At 59.9% G+C, this 24,025-nt stretch carries 22 protein-coding genes and 1 pseudogene; 9 read left to right on the top strand and 14 right to left on the bottom strand.

The window, feature by feature from the left end:
• Positions 1-17: 17 nt before the first annotated feature.
• Positions 18-2,447 (bottom strand): TonB-dependent siderophore receptor, encoded by a 2,430-nt coding sequence (locus QFX16_RS04765; RefSeq protein ID WP_283183020.1) that lies wholly within the window; start codon positions 2,445-2,447, stop codon positions 18-20.
• Positions 2,448-2,827: 380 nt separating this feature from the next.
• Between QFX16_RS04765 and QFX16_RS04760 the strand changes: the two genes are divergently transcribed.
• Complete coding sequence (locus QFX16_RS04760; protein WP_283183019.1) at positions 2,828-3,757, top strand: IS110 family transposase; 930 nt, start codon at positions 2,828-2,830, stop codon at positions 3,755-3,757.
• 164 nt (positions 3,758-3,921) lie between these two features.
• On the opposite strand, the gene QFX16_RS04755 is transcribed toward QFX16_RS04760, so the two are convergent.
• The 5 genes from QFX16_RS04755 to QFX16_RS04735 are packed head-to-tail and all read right to left on the bottom strand — an operon-like array spanning position 3,922 to position 7,685.
• Positions 3,922-4,911 carry a FecR family protein gene (locus tag QFX16_RS04755; RefSeq protein WP_283183018.1) on the bottom strand — a complete coding sequence of 330 codons (990 nt, stop codon included), beginning with the start codon at positions 4,909-4,911 and terminating at the stop codon, positions 3,922-3,924.
• Complete coding sequence (locus tag QFX16_RS04750; RefSeq protein ID WP_008150603.1) at positions 4,908-5,471, bottom strand: RNA polymerase sigma factor; 564 nt, start codon at positions 5,469-5,471, stop codon at positions 4,908-4,910. The genes QFX16_RS04755 and QFX16_RS04750 overlap by 4 nt, the downstream gene beginning before the upstream one ends.
• A gap of 4 nt (positions 5,472-5,475) precedes the next feature.
• Entirely contained in the window at positions 5,476-5,802 is a 327-nt protein-coding gene (locus QFX16_RS04745) for a DUF3325 domain-containing protein (protein ID WP_283183017.1), read from the bottom strand.
• Complete coding sequence (locus tag QFX16_RS04740) at positions 5,803-7,383, bottom strand: PepSY-associated TM helix domain-containing protein (protein WP_283183016.1); 1,581 nt, start codon at positions 7,381-7,383, stop codon at positions 5,803-5,805.
• Positions 7,380-7,685, bottom strand: coding sequence for a DUF3649 domain-containing protein (locus tag QFX16_RS04735; protein WP_283183015.1), 306 nt, complete (start codon positions 7,683-7,685; stop codon positions 7,380-7,382). The genes QFX16_RS04740 and QFX16_RS04735 overlap by 4 nt, the downstream gene beginning before the upstream one ends.
• Positions 7,686-7,883: 198 nt before the next feature.
• Between QFX16_RS04735 and QFX16_RS04730 the strand changes: the two genes are divergently transcribed.
• The 3 genes from QFX16_RS04730 (at position 7,884) to fecA (ending at position 11,742) form a co-directional block, all read left to right on the top strand.
• Positions 7,884-8,372, top strand: a complete 489-nt coding sequence (locus tag QFX16_RS04730; protein ID WP_283183014.1) for a sigma-70 family RNA polymerase sigma factor — start codon at positions 7,884-7,886, stop codon at positions 8,370-8,372.
• Between the two features lie 8 nt (positions 8,373-8,380).
• Complete coding sequence (locus QFX16_RS04725) at positions 8,381-9,319, top strand: FecR domain-containing protein (RefSeq protein WP_283184521.1); 939 nt, start codon at positions 8,381-8,383, stop codon at positions 9,317-9,319.
• Positions 9,320-9,408: 89 nt separating this feature from the next.
• Entirely contained in the window at positions 9,409-11,742 is a 2,334-nt protein-coding gene (fecA, locus tag QFX16_RS04720; RefSeq protein ID WP_283183013.1) for a TonB-dependent Fe(3+) dicitrate receptor FecA, read from the top strand.
• A gap of 87 nt (positions 11,743-11,829) precedes the next feature.
• Here the strand turns inward: fecA and QFX16_RS04715 are convergent, their stop codons facing one another.
• A complete protein-coding gene (locus QFX16_RS04715) occupies positions 11,830-12,237 on the bottom strand; it encodes an HPF/RaiA family ribosome-associated protein (RefSeq protein WP_054049780.1) in 408 nt (135 codons plus the stop codon).
• Between the two features lie 213 nt (positions 12,238-12,450).
• On the bottom strand, positions 12,451-13,398 hold the full coding sequence (locus tag QFX16_RS04710) for a LysR substrate-binding domain-containing protein (RefSeq protein ID WP_008150625.1): 948 nt from the start codon (positions 13,396-13,398) through the stop codon (positions 12,451-12,453).
• Between the two features lie 135 nt (positions 13,399-13,533).
• On the opposite strand from QFX16_RS04710, the gene QFX16_RS04705 reads away from it, so the two are divergent.
• The 3 genes from QFX16_RS04705 (at position 13,534) to QFX16_RS04695 (ending at position 16,851) form a co-directional block, all read left to right on the top strand.
• Positions 13,534-14,910 carry an L-serine ammonia-lyase gene (locus tag QFX16_RS04705; RefSeq protein WP_283183012.1) on the top strand — a complete coding sequence of 459 codons (1,377 nt, stop codon included), beginning with the start codon at positions 13,534-13,536 and terminating at the stop codon, positions 14,908-14,910.
• 62 nt (positions 14,911-14,972) lie between these two features.
• On the top strand, positions 14,973-16,274 hold the full coding sequence (locus tag QFX16_RS04700; protein ID WP_283183011.1) for a serine/threonine transporter: 1,302 nt from the start codon (positions 14,973-14,975) through the stop codon (positions 16,272-16,274).
• A 259-nt stretch (positions 16,275-16,533) separates the two neighbouring features.
• Positions 16,534-16,851 carry a DUF3509 domain-containing protein gene (locus tag QFX16_RS04695; protein ID WP_129438355.1) on the top strand — a complete coding sequence of 106 codons (318 nt, stop codon included), beginning with the start codon at positions 16,534-16,536 and terminating at the stop codon, positions 16,849-16,851.
• Here QFX16_RS04695 and QFX16_RS04690 read toward each other — a convergent pair.
• Positions 16,848-17,348, bottom strand: coding sequence for a phosphate-starvation-inducible protein PsiE (locus QFX16_RS04690; protein ID WP_283183010.1), 501 nt, complete (start codon positions 17,346-17,348; stop codon positions 16,848-16,850). The genes QFX16_RS04695 and QFX16_RS04690 overlap by 4 nt on opposite strands.
• A 286-nt stretch (positions 17,349-17,634) precedes the next feature.
• On the opposite strand from QFX16_RS04690, the pseudogene QFX16_RS04685 reads away from it, so the two are divergent.
• Positions 17,635-17,889: pseudogene (locus QFX16_RS04685) on the top strand (YebG family protein); the annotation flags it as partial.
• 168 nt (positions 17,890-18,057) lie between these two features.
• Here the strand turns inward: QFX16_RS04685 and QFX16_RS04680 are convergent.
• The 4 genes from QFX16_RS04680 to QFX16_RS04665 all read right to left on the bottom strand — a co-directional run bounded on the left by QFX16_RS04680 (position 18,058) and on the right by QFX16_RS04665 (position 22,395).
• Complete coding sequence (locus tag QFX16_RS04680; RefSeq protein WP_283183009.1) at positions 18,058-19,167, bottom strand: dihydrolipoamide acetyltransferase family protein; 1,110 nt, start codon at positions 19,165-19,167, stop codon at positions 18,058-18,060.
• Between the two features lie 20 nt (positions 19,168-19,187).
• A complete protein-coding gene (locus QFX16_RS04675) occupies positions 19,188-20,174 on the bottom strand; it encodes an alpha-ketoacid dehydrogenase subunit beta (RefSeq protein WP_283183008.1) in 987 nt (328 codons plus the stop codon).
• The gene (gene pdhA, locus QFX16_RS04670) at positions 20,167-21,261 is read right to left on the bottom strand and encodes a pyruvate dehydrogenase (acetyl-transferring) E1 component subunit alpha (RefSeq protein ID WP_439900125.1); all 1,095 of its coding nucleotides are present in this window, start codon (positions 21,259-21,261) and stop codon (positions 20,167-20,169) included. Before pdhA ends, QFX16_RS04675 begins: the two co-directional genes overlap by 8 nt.
• A 114-nt stretch (positions 21,262-21,375) precedes the next feature.
• On the bottom strand, positions 21,376-22,395 hold the full coding sequence (locus QFX16_RS04665) for a Glu/Leu/Phe/Val dehydrogenase family protein (RefSeq protein WP_283183006.1): 1,020 nt from the start codon (positions 22,393-22,395) through the stop codon (positions 21,376-21,378).
• 183 nt (positions 22,396-22,578) lie between these two features.
• Here QFX16_RS04665 and QFX16_RS04660 point away from each other — a divergent pair, with 183 nt between their 5' ends.
• Positions 22,579-23,382, top strand: a complete 804-nt coding sequence (locus QFX16_RS04660; RefSeq protein ID WP_283183005.1) for a SirB1 family protein — start codon at positions 22,579-22,581, stop codon at positions 23,380-23,382.
• 7 nt (positions 23,383-23,389) lie between these two features.
• Here the strand turns inward: QFX16_RS04660 and maiA are convergent, their stop codons facing one another.
• A complete protein-coding gene (gene maiA / locus QFX16_RS04655; protein WP_283183004.1) occupies positions 23,390-24,025 on the bottom strand; it encodes a maleylacetoacetate isomerase in 636 nt (211 codons plus the stop codon).

Here is a 24,025-nt window from a genome sequence, read left to right as displayed (position 1 = left end):
CATGACGCGGTCTGCGGTCAGAACTCCAACGTGCTGGACAAGGACACCTGCCGCGAATCCCCCATCGACACAAAGAACCGGCTCGCCGCCGAGGTGTAGTAGGTGCGGTCAAACAGGTTCTTCACGTTGAGCTGGAACTTGACCTTCTGCCCCTCGACTTTGGTGTCGTACGTGGCGAACGCATCGGCCACGGTGTAGCTCGGCAGGTCGAAATCGTTCACAGCGTTACCCGCTCGCTCACCGACATACCGCGCACCCGCGCCAACCCGCAGTTGGTCACCACCGATGATAGTGCCAAAGTCATAAACCGCCGACAGCGAGCCGCTGTTCTTGGCGACGTTTTGCAGTTTCTTGCCTTTGTAGGTCGGGTCTTCAGTGACTTCAGCGTCGGTGTAGGCATAGCTGCCGATCATGCTCCAGCGATCAGTCAGCTGCCCGCTCAAGTCCACTTCCAGACCACGGGAACGCACTTCACCGGCGGCGCTGTAGATCGTCACCGGACCTTCGGAGTTGGCCACCAGCACGTTGCGTTTTTTGATGTCGAACAGCGCGACGTTACCGGTGACGCGGCCCGGCATGTCGAGCTTGGCGCCGATTTCCCAGGACTTGGCTTCTTCCGGCGCGACGCTGCCGTCCAGCACGGTGCTGCTGCCGCTCAACGGCGCGATGGTCGAGTTGGGTTTGAACGACTCGGTGTAGCTGCCGTAGAACGACAGTTCATCGGTGTAGCGATACACCAGGCCTGCGCGAGGCACCCATTTCTGGCCGTTGCTGTCGGTGTTGGCCTTGAACGGTACGCCTTTGCCGGCGTACTGGTCGTATTCCTGGAAGCGCCCGCCGGCCACCAGAATCCATTGATCGGTCAGGTGAATCGAGTCCTGCAAAAACAACGAATCGCTGCGCAGTTCGTCGGTCTGCGCGCTGTCGGCCGGGCTGACCGTGGTGCCGGCGACTTCGCGACCGTAGACCGGGTTGACGTAACTAAAGGTACTCAGGCTTTTCTGACGGATCAGGTCTTCGCGGTAAATCTTGCGGTACTCATCATCAACGCCGAACACCAGGTCATGCTTCATCCCCGCGAGCTGGACATTGCCTTCAAGGCTGGCAGTGGTGAAGCGGTCGGTGCTGATCGCGTTCTGAGTGCCGTCCATGCTGCGGGTCAGGGTGCCTTTCCTGGTGTCGATGGCGGTGATGCGCACCTGACTGGCATCGTAGGTTTCGCGGTTCCAGCTGTAGCCGAAGTGCGCTTTCCAATTGTCGTTGAGCTCGTGATCGGCCTCGAAGTGATAGAGGTCCGAGCGGCCTTCCATGTTGTTGAACGGCTCGTCGAGGCGACGCTCGCGGGAGATGTCCAGCGGATGATTGTCACGCGGGTCGATGATCGTGCCACGGTCGAACGGGGTCAGAAACTCGCGGTGTTCGTAAGCAAACAGCAGCTTGGTGCTTTCGCCGAACCAGGCCAGTGACGGTGCTACCAATGTCTCGCGGTGAGTACCGAAGTTGCGCCAGTAATCTTCGTCTTCGTGGTCCAGGACCATGCGATAGGCCAAACCGGAATCACCCAACGCGCCGGTGCTGTCGAGACCGCCACCGCTGCCGTTTTTGCCGTCGCCATAGGTCGAGCCACGCAGGGTCAACGCATTGTACTGCTCAAGCTCGGGCTTTTTGCTGACCATGTTGACCACGCCACCCGGGTCTTGAATGCCGTAAAGAAGCGAGGCCGGGCCCTTGAGGACTTCGACCCGGTCCACGGTCGCATTCATGCCACGGCCCTGCACGATCGGCATGCCGTCGCGCATGATCGAGCCGTTACGGTTGTCGCCGAAGCCGCGAGTCATCACCGAGTCCTGAGTGCTCGCCAGTGTGTTGCCTTGAGTAATGCCGCTGACGTTGGCCAACGCGTCATCCAAATTGCGCGGCGCCTGATCGCGAATAACCTGCGCCGGGATCACGTTGACGGTCTGGGGGATTTCCTGAAGCAAGGCCGATGAGCGCATCACCGAACTGGTAGGCGGTGGCTGATAGCTCATGGATTGATCGGCCACCGAGGTGATGGTGGTCGCGCCCAGGTTCAAGGCGCCATCGGTAGGCAACGGCTCCAGCACCAATGTATGGCCGTCGGTGCGACGGAAGGTGAACCCCGAACCGCTGAGCAAACGCTGCATTGCCTGCTCAGCACTCATCTGTCCGCTGAGCGCTGGAGCGTTGATGCCGTAAGGTGCCTCATCGGTGTAGACCACGCTGATGCCAGTGATCCGGCTGAAGTCACTCAAGGCCTGGGGCAGCGGTTTGGCGGCCATCGCGAAGCTGAACGGCGCACTCTGTCGGGCACTGCCGGCCTCAGCCGCCACCGCCACACTCAACGGCAGCAATGCCAGCGCCGAAAAGCTCAAGGCACACGTACCCAACCATTGTTTGACCGAACCCGATTTTGCCCTGGACTTCATCGCTCATGACCTGTGTAGAACCTACGGGATGCGAATGACTCGCAGTTTCAGTCACTACACGGATGGCGTCGGGGTTTACCTCATCAGAATTCTGAAAATATTTTTATCGGGAGTTCAGTAGTGTTTGATCTGACGCCTTCGTCGGAACGCCGCCCGGAGCAAGCCCGCTTGTGTCTTGCGCAGGAATTAGACTGAGGATGAGAGCGGTGAGTGGCAAGCTGAATGCCCGGAGTGCTTAAAGCACGTGTGGGAGCCCATGCTGCCATTCACCTCTCCGCTCTGGTTATTGAGCCCGAACAGTTGAACGAGCCGACCTCGAACATTACAAGCGTGGTGCCCAGCCAGAGTGCTCTCACCTTTGAGTGTAAGAGGGATCGGCTATGTTTTCCTGCGCAGGCATCGATGTTTCCAAAGATACCCTTGAAGTTCGGATTAACCCGCAAGACGTTGGCGCGAGTCACCTCAATACCGCCAGTGATTTCCTTGCGCTGATTGACTGGTTAAAGCGCTATCAGGTCAGCCGCGTATTGCTGGAAGCCACCGGCGGCTATGAGCGAGAGGTCATGAAAGCGCTTCAGGCTGCCGGCTTCGAAGTCTTGCGGATCAACCCTCGCCGAGCCAGGGATTTTGCCAAGGCCATGGGGCAGCGCGCTAAAACCGACCCGATAGATGCGCGGCTGCTCGCGCAGTTTGCCGAAGTCATAAAGTCGCCAAGCAACCGAATCACCAGCCCTGAACAGGACAATTTGCGTGCGCTGGTACAGCAGCGCGAAAATTTTGTTCAGCAGCAAGGCGACGATATACGGCGCCTTAAAACAGCCTCTGCTGACACGGTAAAACCCTGTCTGCGAAGTCATATCGACTATTTATGCCAAGCCATAAAGTCGATAGAAAAGCTGATCCGTCAAACTGCTAAAGACCTGGACAGTGATAAAACGGCCCGTTTGTGCTCGGTCAAGGGTATAGGGCTCGTGACGGCAGCCAGCTTGATGGCCTACTTACCCGAGCTGGGCGAGGTTGGACGGCACGAGATTGCAGCGCTGGCAGGCATAGCCCCCTACAACGACGACAGTGGCAAGCATGAAGGCCCCCGCCACATTAGCGGCGGCAGGTTTGCTGCGCGTCGGGCAATGTACATGGCGTGCTGGGTGGTGATTCAGCGACAGCCTGAGTTCAAAGCGCGGTATGACGCACTGCGTCGTAAGGGCAAATGCGCAAAAGTAGCGCTCATCGCCTGTATGCGCGTGCTGCTGATACGACTGAACGCCATGATCCGAGACCGAACTGAGTGGAAACAACCCTTGGCCTAAAACGGGTCGCGGTGTTCCTGTAGGGCATCGCATGGCGTAAAGCTGTGGGAATTCAGCTGTCTATCAATATGCCTTCAAAATAAAGATCATCAAGACAGTTGCTCCCACATTTTGGAATGCATTCCCCTGTGGGAGCGAGCCTGCTCGCGAAGAGGCCAGCAGCCTCAACGCAAAATAATCAGATGCCCCAAAACCTTGTGCTGCTCAAACCCCAAAACCCCTTGCAACGAACTCAACACCGCTTGCGGATCCTTGCTCGGAAAGCTGCCACTGACCCGCCGCGCCGCGAGTTCATCGTTGAGCAGCACAATCCGTCCCGGGTAATAACGCCCAAGGTCTTGCACCACCTCGGCGAGTGTTGCCTTGTAGTAGTTGAGCCAACCTTGACGCCACGCCAATTGCGCTTCGCTGTCGACCGCGTGGAGTGTTTCCGCCGAACCCTCGCCATAGGCCACTTGCTGGCCAGCGATGAGGATTTGTTGCGCGGCGTGCTCGTCCGCCGTCACACCAACCCGCCCGGACAACACCGTGACCTGCGCGCCGTGCGGTTGCAGTCGCACTTCGAACTGAGTCCCCAGCACCCGCGCCTGGCCTTTTTCAGCGTCCACCACAAACGGATCGCCGGTGTGGGTCACGCGGAAAAATCCAGCGCCGCGCCGCAGCTGAACGTGCCGCTCACCACGACTGAAATCCACCGCAATCGCGCTGTCAGCATCAAGCGTGACTTGCGACTGATCCGCCAGCGTGACGGTGCGAATCTCGCCCGGCGCCGACACATAGTCCGCGCCCAGATCGTCGACCCAGCGCGACGGTTGCCAGCCAGCACCGACGCCGATTATCAGCACCAGACACGCGGCCATCGCCAACGCACCGGACCAACGCCGAACGCTGGTACGGCGCGAGCGATTCATCGCGTTGAGGTAACCCTGCAAGGCAAACGCGTCTTCATCGGCCAACGTTCGGGCCGGTGTTTCGGTCAACTCCCACACCACTTGCGCCTGGGCGTAAGCCTCGGCATGGGCTGGATCGGCCTGTAGCCAATGGCTGAAGGTGGCCTGATCGCCGCTGCTGGGCTGATCATGCAACAGACCCAGCCAGGCGAAGGCCGCCTGCTCCTGAGCGGGCGTCGGGGTGACGCGTTCGGTGTTGTTCACAGTGCTTTCCCTGGCGTGCGCGGTTCGGGTTCCCGCAGGCTGGCCTTGCAAGCCTCGAGGGCGCGCATCATATGTTTTTCCACGGCGCTTTGGGACAAACCCATGGCCTTGGCGATCTCGGCGTATTTGCGCCCGTGAATACGGTTGAGCAAAAAAATCTGCCGCGTGCGCTCAGGCAGCGCGCGCAACGCCGCTTCGACGTGACGCAAGTCGTTGCCCGCCTCCAACGCCGCTTGCGGTTCGCTGCCGTGACTGTCGGGTTGATCCGGCATCCAGCCCTCGTTGACCCGCACCCGCGTGCCTTCACTGCGCAAATGGTCGATGGCGATGTTGCCGGCGCAGCGCAACAGGTAAGTGCTGAGCTCTTCAACCTGCACCAGCGGCCGACGCCAGAAACGCAGGAACAAGTCCTGCACCAGGTCCGCGGCCGTCGCCCGACAACCGACACGACGGCTCACCAGCGCTTCCATTTGCGAACGCTGGGAAAGGAACACCTGCAGGAAATGCGCACGCGCACCGCGATGTTCATCGTCATGGGATTCCGGTGGACTGGTGATCATCAGGTCAGCCCTTTGCAAACACGGCGACGGGGCTGGCGAGCACGCTCAACCCGGCCAACGCCAAGGCCAGGCGCGGGCGATACGGCATCAACAACACCAGCAGCAAAGCGCTGAGCATCAACACCGCAAACCACTCCACCAATCCAAGTCCCCAGCCCGTCGACGACACCGCAGCCCACAGCGATAACGCCAGCAACAGCCAGCCACTGAGTTTCATTCCTTGACGGCGACGAGCCGAGGGCTTGCGCCCCAACAGTTCGGCGTGATGCCGATCCATCGATAAACAGAGCGCGGTGAAACCGCCGTAGCACAGCAACAAGGCCAAGAACATTCAGTGCGCCTCTTGCTCAAGCATTATCGATTTCGCCCGCGGTCGGGCGACGATTCCAGCCTGCCCCGCGCGCTGCATTTTCCACGCAGCCCACGCGAAAAACAGACCACTGCCCAGGCACGTCAGATCGAAACCGGCCATGGCCCAATCGCCCTGCATCAGGGTGACGCCCAAGTGATAGGGAGTAGTCAGCGCGTTCAGCAGCGGCACCGCACAGAACAGCAACGCCGCCAGCGCCAACTGTTCGACCCACACTGCACGACCACGGCGGACCATGGCGTGCAACACACTCAAGCCCCAGACGATGAAGAAGCCGTTCACTTCCCAATCCGCCCGCTCGGCCATTCCGACCGGTAACAATCGATTGGCCCAGAAGAACGCCGCTACCGCGACCATCAACCCTGACATGCTGGCGATGTTCAGGACTTCCACCAGTCGCAACTCAAGCGGCATCACACCGCTCTTCACATGTTTGAGCTGACGCTTGCCGAGCCAGATCACCAGCCCGGTACCGATCATCGCAGTGCCCGCCAAACCACAAATGAAGTACAGCCAGCGCAACACCGGACCGGCGAAATGGCCCATGTGCAAGCCATAGAAACTGCCGGCAATCGCCATTGGCAGTGCTTGCTTCGGCGTCGTGCTGAGTAGCTGCCCGGTCACGCCGTTGAATGTCAACGCGCTGCCAAAGTCGTGGACCACTCGGTCGGCGCCGTCACGCGCAAGAATGACCGAGGCATTCGCATCGCCCGGATTGTTCACCGTCAGCCGCCCGACCCGCCCGCCCGACCATTGCTCGCTGGCCCGTTCCAGCAGCGGTACCAACGGTGCCAACTGACCCGGTTCACCGGCAAGTTCGGGGACACTGGAAGCAGGAAACACCTCATCGTAAAACGTATCGAAGTCACTGCCATAAGAGGCGACGATGCTCGCCGGCATCACCATCGACATGAAAATCACCAGGCTGCTGTAAGTGATCATCAGATGAAACGGCAACACCAGAACACCCACCGCGTTGTGCCCGTCGAGCCAGGAGCGCTGGCCCTTGCGCGGGCGGAAGGTGAAGAAGTCCTTGAAGATTTTCTTGTGGGTGATGATCCCGCTGATCAGCGCGACGAACATCACCATCGCTGCGATGGTCGACAGCCAGCGACCCCACGGATAGGGCATTTGCAACTGAAAGTGGAAGCGGTAAAAGAACTCGCCACCGCGTGTGTCCCGGCCCTGCACTTCTGCGCCGGTTTGCGGGTCGAGGCGTTTTTCGGTGAATTGACCGCGCGTGCCGGGTTTGGCCGGTGCTTGCTGCCACCTCACCGATAGCCCGGGTTCGCGAGCATCCGGTAAATCGATGAGCCATCGCGAGGCACCCGCGGCGTGCTGCTCAAGGTAGTGCTGGGCCAGGGTCAGACTGGCTTCGGAGGACACCGCACGGGCGGGAATTTCCGGCTGCATCCAGTGGCTGATCTCATCCTTGAAATAGGCAAGCGTGCCGGTCAGGAAAATCGCGAACAGCAGCCAGCCGAAGATCAACCCGGCCCAGGTGTGCAGCCAGGCCATGGCCTGTCGAAAGCCCTCTTTCATGAGTGGCCCATCCAGTAGGCCAGCCCCGACACCGCAGCCAACACCACGCTCGGCACGAACAATCCGAACCAGGCTTGCCACGCACTGCGACAGGCAAAGCACCAGAGGACGGCGACCAGATAGACCAGAAACGAGGTCATCATCCCGGTGACCACCGCTTCGCCGCGAGCCATGGGCAGCCACATCGTCAGGCTGACACTGGCCAATGCCGCGACGAGGTAACCCCCCAGCACGGCGGCCAGCACTCGGGAAGTGACGGCCAGTCGGTAGGAAACGGCGAGCGCGGTGATTTTGCCTTTCATGTTTCGACCTTGAAACGGGTGAAGCCTCGTGAACGTCACGGGGCCAACAAGTCCGCAATATTAATGATAAATATTCTCATATGCAAAAGAGTCCGATGAGATCGCCGATACAGTCGATTGCCGGATACGGATACCCACCACTACAATGCGAACAATTCTTGTTCTCTAGCGTATCCGAATGCGCTCGGAGTGGTCCCGTTGCAGCCAGCCCATACCGTCGAAGTCCTCTATCACGCCCATCACACCTGGCTCACCGGTTGGTTGCGACGCAAGCTCGGCTGCCCGGACAGCGCCGCGGATTTGGCCCAGGACACCTTCATGCGGGTGCTGACTGCACGGGAAACACCGCAGATCATCGAGCCGCGAGCCTTCCTGACGACGATCGCCAAGCGCGTGCTGCTCAACCATTACCGGCGTCAGGATCTGGAACGTGCCTACCTCGATGCGTTGGCGCAGATGCCGGAAGTCGTGGCGCCATCAGAGGAAGAACGGGCAATCATCCTGCAAACCCTGATGGAGTTGGACCAGTTGCTCGATGGCCTGCCGCGCCTGGTCAAGCGCGCGTTTCTGCTGGCGCAGGTCGATGGCCTGACTTATCCACAGATCGCCACCGAGTTGGGGATTTCCATCGCCACGGTCAAACGTCACCTGAACAAAGCGGCGATGCGCTGCTACTTCGCCTTATGAACAACTCAATAAACTCTCCACCGGACTTTTCATCCCAAGTCGCCGAACAGGCGGTGCATTGGTTGATGGAAATGCAGCAAGGGCCGTTGACCCCACGCCAGCAACTCGCCTGGCAGCGATGGCATGATGCGCACAGTGAACATCAACGGGCCTGGGAACATATTCAGAGGGTCAATCAGCGCTTGCGCGGTTTGTCTTCGCCATTGGCCCACGCAGCCCTCAACGCGCCGAAATCCGGCAGTCGTCGTCAGGCGCTGAAACTGCTGCTGATTCTCGGTGCCGGTTGCGCAGTCACGTGGGGGATGCGCGAGCACAACCCACTGCCGCCGTTATTGGCCGATTACCGCAGCCCGGTCGGCCAGCGACGCAAGGTGCCGCTCGGTGATGGCAATCAGTTACAGCTCAATACCGCCAGCGCCGTGGATGTGCGCGTTGAAGGTCAACAACGGCTGATCCACTTGCTCGAAGGCGAGATGCTGCTCACCGCTGCCCAAGCGTTTCAGGTTCGTACCGCCCAAGGCCTGTTGAAGACTCAAGGCGCGCGTTTGAACGTGCGGCAGTTCTCCGATCACACCCAGGTTGCGGTGTTCGAAGGCAGCGTTGAGTTGACGCCCGACGGTCGTTCACCGCTGATACTGCAAAGCGCCCGACAGTTGAGCTTTGGCGCAAAAGGCATCGCAAACGCTGTGCCGCTGGACGCCAACAGCGGCGCCTGGGTCGACGGCATGCTGGTGGCCGCGCACTTGCGCCTCGGCGATTTCCTCGACGAACTCGGTCGCTATCGCCGCGGGCAACTCAATTGCGATGCGAAGGTCGCGGATTTGCTGATCTCCGGGACGTATCCACTGGATGACAGCGAACGGATTCTTGACCTGCTGGAAATCAGTTTGCCGGTGAAAGTGAAGCGCTTTACCCGGTATTGGGTGACGGTTGAGGCACGTGCGTAATGATCGTCTAAATAAATGAGCCGTTTTTCAGATCTGGCGTGACAGAGAAGGAAAGCCACCTTGATTCCACCTTCTCAGGATCGTCGTCCATGCAACTCACCCGCCTCACCCCGCTGGCCCGCACCTTGCGCCAACTCTTGCTGGGCGCCAGCCTGAGTTTCGGCGCTGTAGCGCTGGCACACGCCGCTGACGCCAAGCCGTATCACATCGCACCGTCCTCGCTGGAAAACGCCCTCAACCAGTTCGGCCGTGAAGCCGGTGTGCTGATTTCCTTTGGCTCGCAAGTTACCAGCGGCGTGCAGAGTCGCGGTCTGGAAGGCAACTACACCCCCGAGCAAGGTTTGAACGCCTTGCTCGAAGGCACCGGCCTGCAAGCCCGCGCCGAAGGTGACAATGCCTTCAGCCTGCAACCGGTGGACGATACCGCGTTGGAACTGGACACCTCCAAAGTCGTCGGCGACTGGCTCGGCGATGCGGCGCAAATCAACGTCTTCGAGCATCCCGGCGCGCGTGACGTGATCCGCCGCGAAGAGTTCGAACGCCAGGGCGCGACTCAGGCCAAGGACGTGCTCAACCGCATCCCCGGCGTGAATGCGCCGGACAACAACGGCACCGGCAGCCACGACATGGCGCTGAACTTCGGCATTCGTGGGCTCAATCCGCGGTTGGCCTCGCGCTCGACGGTATTGATGGATGGTATCCCGGTGCCCTTCGCACCTTATGGTCAGCCGCAGTTGTCGTTTGCACCGATCAGCATGGGCAACATGGACGCGGTGGACGTGGTGCGTGGCGGCGGTGCCGTGCGTTACGGTCCGCAGAACGTCGGCGGCGTGGTCAACTTCGTGACCCGGGCGATTCCCGATGAGCCAACGGTCAAGGGTGGTTTTCAGACCGAAACCAGCCCTTCCTCCAGCCACGACGGTTTCAAGACCACTGGCAACCTGCTGGCCGGCGGCACTGCCGACAACGGTCTGGGCGGTGCGTTGTTGTATTCCGGCACGCGCGGTGGCGACTGGCGAGAACACAGCGATACCGAAATCGACGACCTGATCCTCAAGGGTAAATACCAGCTCGACGAGGCCAACAGCTTCAACGCGATGGCCCAGTATTACGAAGGCAAGGCTGACATGCCCGGCGGCCTGAACGTCGCCGATTACGACGCTAACCCTTACCAGTCGACGCGTGCGAAAGACCAGTTCTGGGGCCGTCGGACGATGTTCAACGTCGGTTATCGCTATCAGGAAGATCGCCGGGAATTCACCGCCAACACCTTCTTCACCAAGACATTGCGCAGCGGCTACCTGGATCAGGGCACGTTCCTCTCGCTGTCGCCTCGCGAGTATTGGGTGCGCGGCCTGGAAACCCGTTTTGCCCAGGGCTTTGATGTCGGCGCGACCAGCCACGAAGTCGGCGTCGGCTATCGCTACATCAACGAAGCCGGCCACGAATTGCGCTATCGCACGCCGATCGCCAGCAACGAGTACCCGACCACCGACAGCCGCAACGACCGCGACACCCGTGGCGGCACCGAGGCCAATGCGTTCTTCGTCGACGACCGGATCGACATCGGCAAGTGGACCTTCACTCCGGGCATCCGCTACGAGATGATCGAATCGCAACAAACCAACAACCTGACGAACGTGAAGTACAAGGGCGACTACAACACGGCGCTGCCGGCGTTGAACGTGCTCTATCACGTGACCGACACCTGGAACCTCTACGCCAATACCGAAGGCTCGTTCGGCAGCGTGCAATACAGCCAGATGCCTAATCGGGTGACCAGTGGTGAAGTGAAACCGGAGAAGGCGCGTACCTGGGAGCTGGGCACCCGTTATGACAACGGTGCGCTGCGGGCAGAGATCGGCGCGTTCCTGATCAACTTCGACAACCAGTACGAAAGCAACCAGACCAACGATTCGGTGATCGCCCGTGGCGAGACTCGCCATCAAGGTATCGAAACCAGCGTCAATTATGCCCTCGATGATTTGAGCCCTTCACTGGCTGGTTTCGATGTTTATGCCACTTACGCCTATGTGGACGCGACCATCCGCGAAGATGGGCCGAACAAGGGCAATCGTGTGCCCTTCTCCTCAAAACACAAAGGCACGGTTGGCGTGGGTTATACCGAAGGCGCTTGGAAGCTGAACCTGGACAGCAGCTATCAGAGCGACCAGTTTGCCGACAACGCCAATACCTCGACTGAAAGCGCTGATGGCAGCACCGGCAAGATTCCTGGGTACATGTTGTTCAGCAGCCGCGCAGCGTATGACTTCGGGCCGAAGTTATCGGACTTGAATGTGGCGGTGGGGGTGAAGAACATTTTCAACCATCAGTACTTTACCCGCTCGTTTGATGACAACAACAAGGGTAAGTATGTGGGGGAACCACGGACGGTTTATGTGCAGACGACTGTTGCGTTCTAATCACGATCAGTAACGATCAGCCCAAACCAAAACGGGCCTGCATAAGCAGACCCGTTTGTCAGTGGGAAGATAAAAATTAATCAGGCTTCAACCGTTTTGCGCAGCCTGTTCGTTCTCGAGAAACTCGTCTTCCAGCAACGCATCGGCAGCGACTCTCTCGAACGGCACCACAGCGGCACGTGGTTTGCCCCGCAGTTTGCCGAACAGGTGCTCAAGCGCATGTTCAAGTTTTTCGGCCGCACCGTCGATCGCTTGCTCCAAGGTATCGGCTTTATGGGTGACAGAAATCGGTTGGTGGCCTTTTGGCCGCGCTTCCAGCTGACAGCGCATGTCATGGGGACCGGGCTTGTCGCCGTTCTCGTCCCGCAGATGAACCTCGACGCGTGTCAGGTCTTCTTCATAACGTTCTAGCGTGCTCTCAATGGTAGTACGTACCCACTCCTCCAGTCGGATGCTGCTTTGAATATGGTTATCGCTGTTGACTTGGATTTGCATAGTTCATCCCTTATTTCAGCTAGCTCGCGAGAGGCACATCGGCTGGCCCTTGGGCGTCATCACCGTGACCTCTTACTTACACAATCGGTCTGCTCGCAGAACAATTCAACCCCTAAAAAAAGATAAATTTTCATACGCAAAAAAAGCCGGACAAGGAGCAAAAGCGCTGTTAAGGTCGGGAGTTGGGTCGCCGGACTCTTTTGTCACAATTGCTCACATCTGCCGCTCCGCCAGCGGATGCAGGCTTCGAAATATCCCCGCCTCTTCCACCAGCCAGTCATGCACCGCACGCACGCCCGGATGGCTCAACGCCCCTGGCGCATAGAGCAGCACGTAACGCTTGTGATTGGGCACCGCCAGGCCAAACGGCACGATCAACGTCCCTCGCTCCAGCTCGTCATTCAGCAAGGTTCGCCGCGCAATCGCCACCCCCATGCCGGCAATCGCCGCTTCGATGGTCAGGTGATTGCGATTGAAGGTGTGCCCGCGCCGCACGTCCGCGCCTTCGAAGCCGATGGCGTTGAGGTAGAACTCCCACTCTGCATACTCGTAACTGCCGCGCCAGGCGGTAATGTCGTGCAGCAACGGGAAATGCATCAGGTCCGCCGGGCCATGCAGTGGCGGCCGGCCGCGCAGCAGGCTTGGGGCGCAGACCGGAAATATCTGTTCGTCGAGCAAGGTTGTCGATAACAAACCGGGATAGCTGCCGTCATTCAGGTCGATGGCCAGGTCGAAGTCGCCTTCGTGCAATGGCACGCTGCTGTCCTCGGCCACCAGCCGTAATTGAATGTCCGGAAAGCGCTGCTGCAAACGCGGCAACCTTGGGGTCAACCATTTGCTCAGGAACGATGGAATCGAGCGCACCCTCAGAATCCCACTGATCATTCCGGCGTCCAGTCGTCGCAATTCCGCATCGATGCTGCCGTAAGCCTCGTTGACCGTGATGGCCAGTCGCTGGCCTTCGGCGCTCAGTTCCACACCGCGAGCACGACGGTGAAACAGGCGAAAACCCAGCCGCTCTTCCAGTTGCCGAATCTGCTGGCTGACCGCACCCGGCGTGATGTGCAGCTCTTCGGCACATCGAGTGAACGACAAGTGCCGCGCGGCACAGGAAAACACGTGCAGCCAAACGTAAGTCTGGGCGTGCAATTGGCGGCTCATTGTTTAGTCCTGCTAAAGGCTGTCTTAGGAAGTTTCGTTGGTCACGTAGGACCGAGGTAGGCAGTATCGCCGACATTGCGCTTGTCCTACAAAAATGGCAGCGATTTCTCTTCCATTGCTTGTATAGGCTTTAGCATGGCTATCAGTGTTTTCGATCTCTTCAAAGTCGGCATCGGTCCGTCCAGTTCCCATACCGTCGGCCCGATGCGCGCCGCTGCGACCTTCGCCCAAGCCCTGATTGACCAACAATTGCTGGCCGACGTACGGCGCGTAGAAATCCGACTTTACGGATCCCTGTCGGCGACCGGCGTCGGCCACGCCACCGACCGCGCCTGCGTCATGGGCCTGATGGGCGAATGGCCGGACAGCATTGATCCCACGTCCATCGACAGTCGAATCCAGTCTCTGCGCGAAACTGGCGAACTGTCTCTGGCAGGCAAAACCACCATCGCCTTCAACTGGCAACGCGATCTCCTGCTGCTCGACGAAAGTCTGCCCTACCACCCCAATGCGATGTCTCTGACAGCCTTCGGCGAAACCGGTGAGTTGTGGGAGCAAACGTACTACTCGATCGGCGGCGGTTTCATCATCGAAGCGGCGGAAGCCGAGTCCGGCATCGCGCCCACCAGCGATGTGGTGCTGCCGTACGATTTCTCCAGCGCCGCCGAACTACTCAAGCTCTGCAACCTGCACGGTCTGCGCGTTTCCGAGTTGATGATGGCCAATGAATTGGCCTGGCGCAGCGAAGCCGAAATCCGTCAGGGCCTGCTGCACATTTGGTCGGTGATGCGCGAATGCGTCGAGCAAGGGCTTCGCCATGAAGGCATCCTGCCCGGCGGTCTGAATGTTCCGCGTCGTGCTGCGAAATTGCACCGCAGCCTGCTGGAAATCGGCAAGCCGAATGTCATCACCTCCACGCTGTCGGCCATGGAGTGGGTGAACCTGTTCGCCCTCGCCGTGAACGAAGAAAACGCAGCGGGCGGGCGCATGGTCACGGCGCCGACCAACGGCGCGGCGGGGATCATTCCGGCGGTGCTGCACTACTACATGAAATTCAACCCGGACGCGTCGGACGATGACGTGGTCGCGTTCTTTTTGGGTGCTGCGGCCGTAGGAATCCTCTGCAAGAAAAACGCGTCTATCTCCGGCGCCGAAGTTGGCTGCCAGGGCGAAGTCGGCTCCGCCTGCGCCATGGCCGCTGCCGGTCTGGCGGACATACTCGGCGCCACGCCCGAGCAACTGGAAAACGCCGCCGAAATCGGTTTGGAACACAACCTCGGCCTGACCTGCGACCCGGTCGGCGGCCTGGTGCAAGTGCCGTGCATCGAGCGCAATGCCATCGCCGCCGTGAAGGCGATCAACGCCACGCAAATGGCCCTGCGCGGCGACGGCAAACACTTCATTTCCCTGGACCGGGTGATCCGCACCATGCGCGATACCGGCGCCGACATGCACGACAAATACAAAGAGACTTCACGGGGCGGCCTGGCGGTGAGCTGGGTGGAGTGCTGAGGAGCATTCCCTGACCGTCCTTAACACGTGAGCCCGAGCAAGAACAATAACGAGGCCTAACGATGACCGATGTACGTACACCTGCTGCCGATAACCCAGCTGTAGAACTCAAACGCGACACAGCAACAGTCACCAAGGGCTGGAGCAAACACGACACCACCTGGATGCTCGGCCTCTATGGCACAGCCATCGGCGCCGGCACGCTGTTCCTGCCGATCAACGCCGGCGTGGGTGGCTTCTGGCCGCTGCTGGTACTGGCAGTGCTAGCCTTCCCGATGACCTTCTTCGCCCACCGCGGCCTGACCCGCTTCGTGTTGTCCGGACGTTCCGGGGACATCACCGAAGTGGTGGAAGAACACTTCGGCATCGGCGCCGGCAAGCTGATCACGCTGCTGTATTTCTTTGCGATCTTCCCGATTCTGCTGGTGTACAGCGTGGCGCTGACCAACACCTTGAGCAGCTTCATCGAGCATCAGTTGCACATCGCCCCGCCACCGCGGGCGATTCTGTCGTTGGTGCTGATCCTCGGTCTGATGACGATCGTCCGTTGCGGTCAAGGTGTCATCGTCAAATGCATGAGCGTGCTGGTTTATCCGTTCGTTGCGGCGTTGCTGCTGCTCGGTTTGAGCCTGATCCCGAACTGGAACGGCGCATTCTTCGCCACCGCCAGTGAAGGCATGCCGATGCCCCTGTTCTTCAAGACGTTGTGGCTGGCGATCCCGGTGATGGTGTTTTCGTTCAACCATTCGCCGATCATTTCCGCTTTCGCCGTCGACCAGAAACAGCGTTACGGCGAGCAGGCCGAACGCAAAAGCAGCGGCATCCTCGCCATCGCCCACGCGATGATGGTAGTGACGGTGATGTTCTTCTGCTTTAGCTGCGTGCTGGCCTTGTCACCGGCGGATTTGGCGGCGGCAAAGGCGCAGAACATCTCGATCCTGTCGTACCTGGCCAACCACTTCCAGACGCCGGTCATCGCTTACGCCGCACCGCTGATTGCGCTGGTGGCGATCACCAAGTCGTTCCTCGGCCATTACATCGGCGCCAGCGAAGGCTTTCAGGGCCTGATCGTGAAAAGCCTGCGCGGCCGTGGCCGGGTGATGTCTGCCAGTTGGCTGAACCGCGTGACCGCGCTGTTCATGATCCTCAGCTGCTGGGCCGTGGCGACGTTCAACCCGAGCATCCTCGGCATGATCGAAACCCTAGGCGGGCCAATCATCGCGTGCCTGTTGTTCCTGATGCCGATGTACGCCATCCGTCGAGTGCCAGCTTTGCGCCAGTATTCGGGTCAGGCCTCGAACGTGTTCGTGGTGTTGATCGGTTTGATTGCACTGTCTGCGATCATCTACTCATTCATGCCCTGAAACGGGCAGGCAAAAAGAAGGCGGGCTGAAGCACGGATTGCGTTGCAGTGTGAATACTCAGCAATAGCCACGGTGCCCGCCTCTTTTTTGCCGTGTCTATTGTTCGACAATTTTTCCGGCATGCCCCTTGCTATGACTCTGCAGAGGCAAAAGGACTTTTGAAAACCTCAGCGAGCGACGTGCCGGTGGTCTGGTGTTGCGAACTAATCCCGATCACGGCGGGTCAACAACTGCACGTTCAATCAGGCGGTGACGCATCATGGACAACCCCTTTCAGCTCATTACCGATGCTTTTGCACCGGATTATCAGATCAACCTGAGCATTCAGGGTCTGGATGGCAGCATCATGCTGACCCTGTCCAACAGCGGTCACGTAGTCGCCAAACGGATGATCAGCGCCGAACAACGCAACGACCCCCAGCGCCTCAAACGCCTGGTGCAGAGCATTCAATTCGGCATTGCTATCGAACAGGGCCACAGCGCCGTGGCCATCCTCGAAGCCATGACTGACGGCGACAATCACAACCTGCCGCCGCCACGCGTCAAGGGCCACAGCCGGCCAGCCATGCGGCTTTAAATCTCGCCCTTCTCGACTTCGGGATGCTCACCGGAACCCGCACCGATCTTGCGTTGCGGGTGTTCGATCTTCACCGAAGGGAATTGCGACGAGGCGTAACGCACCACCAGAATCGCAAACGCCAGCAGCAGAATCCCGCCGCACAGGTAGATGATGCCGATATCCGGCGGATTGTGGTGTGAGACGTTGGAGATCAGCAGTCGCGTCAATGCAGTGATCGCCACGTAGATCAGGAAACGCACCGGCATGTGATTGGTCTTGAAGTAAATCCCGACCATCGCCCCCAGTTCCAGGTAGATGAACAGCAGCAAGATGTCATCGATCTTGATGTGCCCCTCTTCGATCATCCCCAAAAACTCCATCACCGCCGCCCACGCGGTAACGGCACCGATGGCGAACAGCGCCAGGTAGTGGAAGGTCTCGACGAACAGGTTGCCCAGGGACTCGGCCAGTTGGTGCACGTTCTGCCGCAGGTTCTCGGCCCAGTTGATTTTCACGATGATTCTTCCTTAGCTCGGTTCGAGCGGATGATGCGGTTTTGACGTGACGGTTGTTCTGCATGCAGAAAAAAGGCCAGAGACGCCTGCCATATGATGGCGAGGTGCTCTAAAACGCGCTCCGTGGCGTTTGGTCGCACCCGGTGGGTTCGGGCTGACAAACCCCTATTTCGGTCTACATTAAAAAGCCACTACCCAAAGCGCAGGGATTCGCTTATCCTTTTCGCTGTATATAAATACAGTAGTCGAATAAGACAACTTAATGTGAAGGCATGTGAGGTGGTGAATGGCCGTCGAAGTGGTATACCGCAGCAGCCGAGATCTGGAGCGCTTGTTCATGGATAAAGCCGAAGCTGACCGTCATGACAAAATGCTCGAACTGGCCGAGTTGCTGGCCGAAGTGTTGCAAAAAGCCGTTCCGTCCCTGACCGAACAGCAAGTGGAAGAAGCCGGGATCTACATGGCGAAGAACCGCGATGTGTTCGCCAAGGCGTTCAAGAGCCAGCCGGACGCGTTGGCCGAATTGCTCAATGCGCCTGCTGAAGCCGTTGAAAAGGCTGCACCTGCTGAGGCGCCTGCACCTGTTGAAGTCGAGAGCGCTGAGCCTACCAAGCCAGCTAAATCCCCCAAGGCTGCCAAGTAAGCAACGCCCGAATTGAATAGGCCCTGAGTCAAATGACTCAGGGCCTTTTTCATGCCTTCGAAAAACCTAAGCTTCGGGTTGCTCCAGCGCCTCGACCAGGGCCTTGAAGAAACGCGCCGCCTCGCCGCCCGTCACCACGCGATGATCGAAGGTCAGGGACAGCGGCAGGACCGGATGCACCACCACTGCGCCATCGACCGCCACCGGTTCGTCGCGGATCGCGCCAGCAGCGAGGATCGCCACTTGCGGCGGCACCACCACCGGGTTGGCGTAGCGACCGAACAAGGTGCCGAAATTCGACAACGTCAGGGTTGCGCCCATCATTTCCTTGGGCGGAATCGATCGCGCCTGCACGTCGGCCCTTAATCGCATGACGCCTTCCTTCAAATCAGCCGAAGTGCGATGACCGACATTGCGCAGCACTGGCACGAACAGGCCGTCCGGGGTGTCCACTGCGATGCCTAGATCGAGCCGTTCGTGTTGTTTGAGCGACAGGTTTTTGCCATCGAAGGCACTATTGAGCACCGGCTCCACAGCGCACGCTGCCGCCATCGCTTTGGCGAGACGAATCAGCGGTTCGCGGGCCTGACCCCAGCGATGCAGGTCGGCGTCACCGAAAATCGTCACCGGCACGACTTCGGCGTGGGACCGGGCCATGTTCAGCGCCATGCTGCGCCGAACACCGCGCAACCGTTCGCCGCCGAAGCGATCCAGTTCAGTTTGAGCCGCGTTTTCCACATCCGTACGGGTGATCAGCCCCTCGTGGCCAGAGCCCGTCAACCCGCTCAACTCCACGCCGAGTTGCCGAGCCAGTTGCCGCACGGCCGGCGTGGCGCGAGTCGCCAGGTGCTCCCGGGTCGAGGGGGCCGCCCCGATGAAAAACGAGTCCTCCTGACTGCTGCCGCCACCTTCGAGTCGCCCGACCACGGTGCCCGCATCGGCTTCACCTTCGTAGCCGAGCAAGGGTTCACCAACGTGAATGATATCGCCCTCGCCGCCGTAGAGCTTCGCCACCACGCCGTCATAGGGTGCGGGGATATCCACCAGCGCCTTGGCGGTTTCTACCGATACCAACAGTTGATCGGCATTGACGGTATCGCCGACTGCGACGTGCCAACGGACGATTTCCGCCTCCTGCAAACCTTCGCCCAGATCCGGCAGTTTGAAATATTTCATCGCGGCTCCTTGGATTGGGTTCAAGCGAAATTCAATGTCCTATCGCAGGCCTGAAGAATGTCTTCAACATTGGGCATATACAGCGATTCCAGTCGATACAGCGGCGGCGGGATGTCCGGCGCGGTAACCCGCTGAATCGGCGCCTGCAAGTCCAGCAACACCCGCTCATAGAGACTCGCGGCGATTTCCGCACCGACGCCGCAGGAGCGCGGCGCTTCATGAACGATCACGCAACGACCGGTCTTGCGCACCGAGGCTTCCAGGGTGTCGAGGTCCAGCGGCTTGATACTCGCGACATCGATCACTTCCGCCGAGACGCCCCGCTCGGCCAATGCGGTGGCGGCTTGCAGGGTTTCCATCACACTGGCGCCCCAGCTGATCAGCGTGATGTCGCTGCCTTCGCGCAGGGTGAAACAGCTGTCCAGCGGCAGGCGTTTACCGTCATCCACCAGCGTTTGCGGGTTCATGCGATAGAGCCGGGTCGGTTCGAGAAACACCACCGGATCAGGGTCATCAATGGCCGCCAGCAACAAGCCATAGGCCCGGGCCGGCGATGACGGAATCACCACCCGCAGACCTGGAATGTGCGCGAACAATGCTTCAGTGCTTTCGCTGTGATGTTCCGGCGCGCGAATCCCTGCGCCCATCGGCGTGCGCATCACCATCGGGCACGTGATCCGCCCGCGCGTGCGATTACGCATGCGGCTGGCGTGGGACACCAGGTGTTCCATGGCCGCGTAGATGAAACCCATGAACTGGATTTCCACCACCGGTTTCAAGCCCTGAGCGGCCATGCCGACCACCAGTCCGCCGAGCATGGTTTCGGCCAGCGGCGAGTCGATGACTCGCTTGAAGCCAAAGCTGTCGCGCAGCCCTTGGGTGGCGCGAAACACGCCGCCGTTCACTCCGACATCCTCACCGAGGACGATGACGTTCTCGTCTTCGCTCATCGCCCGATGCAGCGCGAGATTCACCGCTTCCAGCAACGTGACTTTGCCGTTACTCATGGCTCGAATCTCCCGCGCGGCGCGCCGCTCTTTCGAGCAACTCTTCACGCTGCCCGGCGAGGGACTCCGGCCATTGGGCGTAGACGTGATCCATGATCGATTCGGGCGCCTGAGTACCCGCCGCTTCGAAGTTATCCACAGCATGCTGCACCAAGCCTTGGCATTCGCTGATCAGCGCCTGTTCGCGGCCTTCGTCCCACACGCCCTGGTCGACCATGAAACGTTGCAGGCGTTTGACCGGCTCTTCGAGCCAGGCCTGCTTGACCTCGTCCGCCGGCCGGTAGCGTGTGGCATCGTCAGCGGTGGTGTGATCGCCGAGGCGATAGCTCAGGCATTCCAGCAACACTGAGCCTTTACCGTGACGCGCCCTTTCGAGGGCCACGTGTACTCGGTCGTAAACCGCGAGCATGTCATTGCCGTCGACCTGCTCACCGTGGAACCCGGCACCGATCGCTTTCTGTGCCAGGGTCGGGGCGCCGCACTGAATCCGTCGTGGCACCGAGATCGCCCATTGGTTGTTATTGACCACGAACACCACCGGCAACTGCCAGGCACCGGCGACGTTGAGGGCTTCGAGGAAATCGCCCTTGCTGGTGGCGCCGTCACCGCAGGTGGTGACGGCGACCCGATGTTCGCCGCGGATTTTGAATGCACTGGCAACGCCGCAGGCATGCAAGGCCTGGGTGGCAATCGGCACACAAATCGGAAAGTCCTGGGCCGCCGCCGGTTCGGCAAAGTCGCTGCCGCGCTCGTCGCCGCCCCAGTACAGGAGGATTTCTTCCATTCGCACCCCACGCATCAACTGCACGGCGGTGTCGCGGTAATACGGAATCAGCACGTCTTCGGCGTGCATCACGCTGCCGACGGCGACGCCAATGGCTTCCTGGCCCAACGTCGGCGCATAAGTGCCGATGCGCCCGGTGCGTTGCAGGGCGACGGCTTTCTGATCGAAAAGGCGGGTCAGGACCATCTGCCGATAAAGGCGCGTCAGCAAATTGAAATCGTCGGCCCAAGAGGGAAGATCGCCGAGCAATTGACCTTCGGGGGATAAAAAACGGGTGTAAGGCAGCTCAACCTTGTGAGGTATCACAGTGGCTCCTGGCACGCCGCGTCAGCGTGCGTCAGTCAAGCTTGACGCTTGTGGCACCAGCCTTGGGAGCAAGTCTGCCGGATAGGCCCTCACTCCTTCATCGGTTCAACCTCATCGATACAGCACTTTCTCCGCCAACTCGTCAGCCACTCGGGCCGGCGAGCGTTTTTCCGCCTGGGCATGGGCGAAGACTTCGGTCAGGCGTGAGCTGATTTTCGACAGGTGTGCGGTGATGGTCGTGAGTTCTTCGCCGCGGTGTTTGAGCGAAACGTAGATCAGCCCGCCGGAATTGATCACGTAATCCGGCGCATACAGAATGCCCCGCCGCTCCAGTTGATCGGCGACTTCCAGATGGGTCAATTGGTTGTTCGCCGAGCCGGCCACCGCCGCGCAGCGCAATTGCGTCACGCTGTGGCTGTTGAGCACGCCACCGAGGCCGCAGGGCGCGAGAATGTCGCATGGGGTGCTGAGCAGCGCGTCGTTGGCGATCGGGTGAGCGCCGAGTTGCTCCATCGCCAACTGCACTTTGCCGTGATCAATGTCACTGACCAGCAGCTCGGCACCGGCGGCGTGCAGTTGTTCGGCGAGGGCATAACCAACGTTGCCGAGCCCTTGAATCGCCACTCGCAGGCCTTCGAGGTTATCGCTGCCCAGCCGGGCCATGGCGGTGGCACGAATACCGGTGAACACGCCCATCGCCGCGTGCGGTGCAGGGTCGCCCGCCGAGGTGGTGCTGGTGACGTATTGGGTCTGTTGGGCGATGCAATCCATGTCCGCCACCGAGGTACCACTGTCGATGGCAGTGATGTAGCGGCCGTCAAGCTGATTGATGCAACGCCCGAAAGCTTCAAATAGCGCGGCGCGGTTTTCCACATGAACGGGGCGAACAATCACCGCAACGCCGCCACCCTGAGCCAGGCCGGCCAACGCCGCCTTGTAACTCATGCCTTGGGCGAGGCGCACCGCATCCTCGACGGCGGACTCGTCGCTCGGATAGGCAAGGTAACGACACCCGCCGAGGGCAGGCCCCAGACGGCTGTTATGAATGGCAATGACCGCCTTCAACCCGGTGACCGAATCGACGCTCAGATGCAGCGATTCAAGGCGAGTGCTTTGCATGAGAGCGAACATCGTAGGGCTCCCGAATCACTTCTTGTAGTCGCCAGTATAGGCTTGCGCCCGAAAATTGCAGAAGCGCACCGGAATAAGCGACGCCGCCATGCAGACTTTCGGACATAACCTGCAACCGCCTATGTTCGGCACTGGACGAATGCCGGAGACGGGGCTAAAACGAGGCATTACCCGGAGATTTTGATGACCCCCCGCCAACGCTTCTTCGACTGCCTGCAACGTTCACCGCCCGCGCTGTTCGAGGCGGCGCTGTGGATTGCCACCGAACACGACACTGAGGTAAATCCCGAGGCGGTGCTGAACGATTTCAAGGACCTGCAACAACGGGTCAGTCATGGCTTGCCGATGTTGCCGGTGAGCGAGTTGGCCCAGCCGTTGTTACGGCGTATGAATGACCTGGGATTCGCTCAGGACGACTCCACGCCATTGCGTCCGCAAGTCGCGCTGGTCAATAAAGTGCTGGAACGCAGACGCGGGCAGCCGCTGAGTCTGGGATTGATTGCTCTGGAACTGGCCAAAGGTTTGGAAATTCCCATGGTTGGCGTCAACTTCCCCGGGCATTTCCTGCTACGGGTACCGGGCGCCGATCACCTGCTCGACCCATGCGGCGGACGTCGGTTGTACCCCAACGATTGCCGGGAACTGCTGCAACGCCAGTACGGCCCGAACATGAAGCTTGGCGCCGAGCATTTGCTCACCGCCGAGCCGGTGCAAATGCTGCAGCGGCTGTCGCGCAACTTGCGTCAGTTACACCTTTCTAACGATGACTACATCGGCGCCCTGATCGACGCCGAACGAGTGCTGGAACTGGGCAACGCCAGTGCCTCCGACTACCTGGCCCGGGCCAGCCTCTATCAACGGCTGGATTGCCCGAACGCCGAGCGCTTTGACCTGGAGCATGCCCTGCTGCTCAGTGACGACCCGATCCAGCGGATTCGCCTGACTGAGCGATTAGGGCACCTGCCGCCTAACTCCATCGTCCATTGATAACGTTTTACGGTGTGTCTGGCTGGTTCGCCGGATGCGCCTCGATGAATGCCGGATGCGTCGCCGCCAACGCCGCCACTCGACGAATCCGCGGATACGCCTCAAGTGCAATGCTGAAGCGATCGGCCGCGTACAGCTGCGGAATCAGGTAAACATCCGCCAGCCCAGGCGTCGGACCAAAGCAGTAACCCTCATCGCCGATCAACTGCTCCACAGTCGCCAAACCTTGGCTGATCCAGTGCCCGATCCACTCCACCACTTGCGGTTCATCGTGCCCCAACTGCCGCAGCTTGTTGAGTACGCTGACGTTGTGCAGAGGATGCACGTCGCAGCCGATCACCGCCGCCACACCACGCTCATGGGCGCGAGCAGCGAAGTCCTTGGAGAGCAGCGGTACCTGTGGATAACGTTCCTCCAGGTATTCGATGATCGCCGGCGACTGGATCAGCAGTTCGCCTTCGTCGGTGCGCAAGGCCGGCACCCGGCCTTGCGGGTTGATGCCGAGATACGGCGGCTGTCGATGTTCGCCACCTTGCGGTGCGATCAGATTGATCGGCAGCGCCTGGTGATCCAGCCCCTTGAGCGCCAACGCAATGCGCACCCGATAGGACGATGTCGAACGGTAGTAGGTATAGAGTTCCAT

This window comes from Pseudomonas svalbardensis (assembly GCF_030053115.1).
Taxonomy (GTDB): Bacteria; Pseudomonadota; Gammaproteobacteria; order Pseudomonadales; family Pseudomonadaceae; genus Aquipseudomonas; species Aquipseudomonas svalbardensis.
Note: the sequence above shows the minus strand (reverse complement) of the source record. Positions and strands in the feature narration are given on the sequence as shown.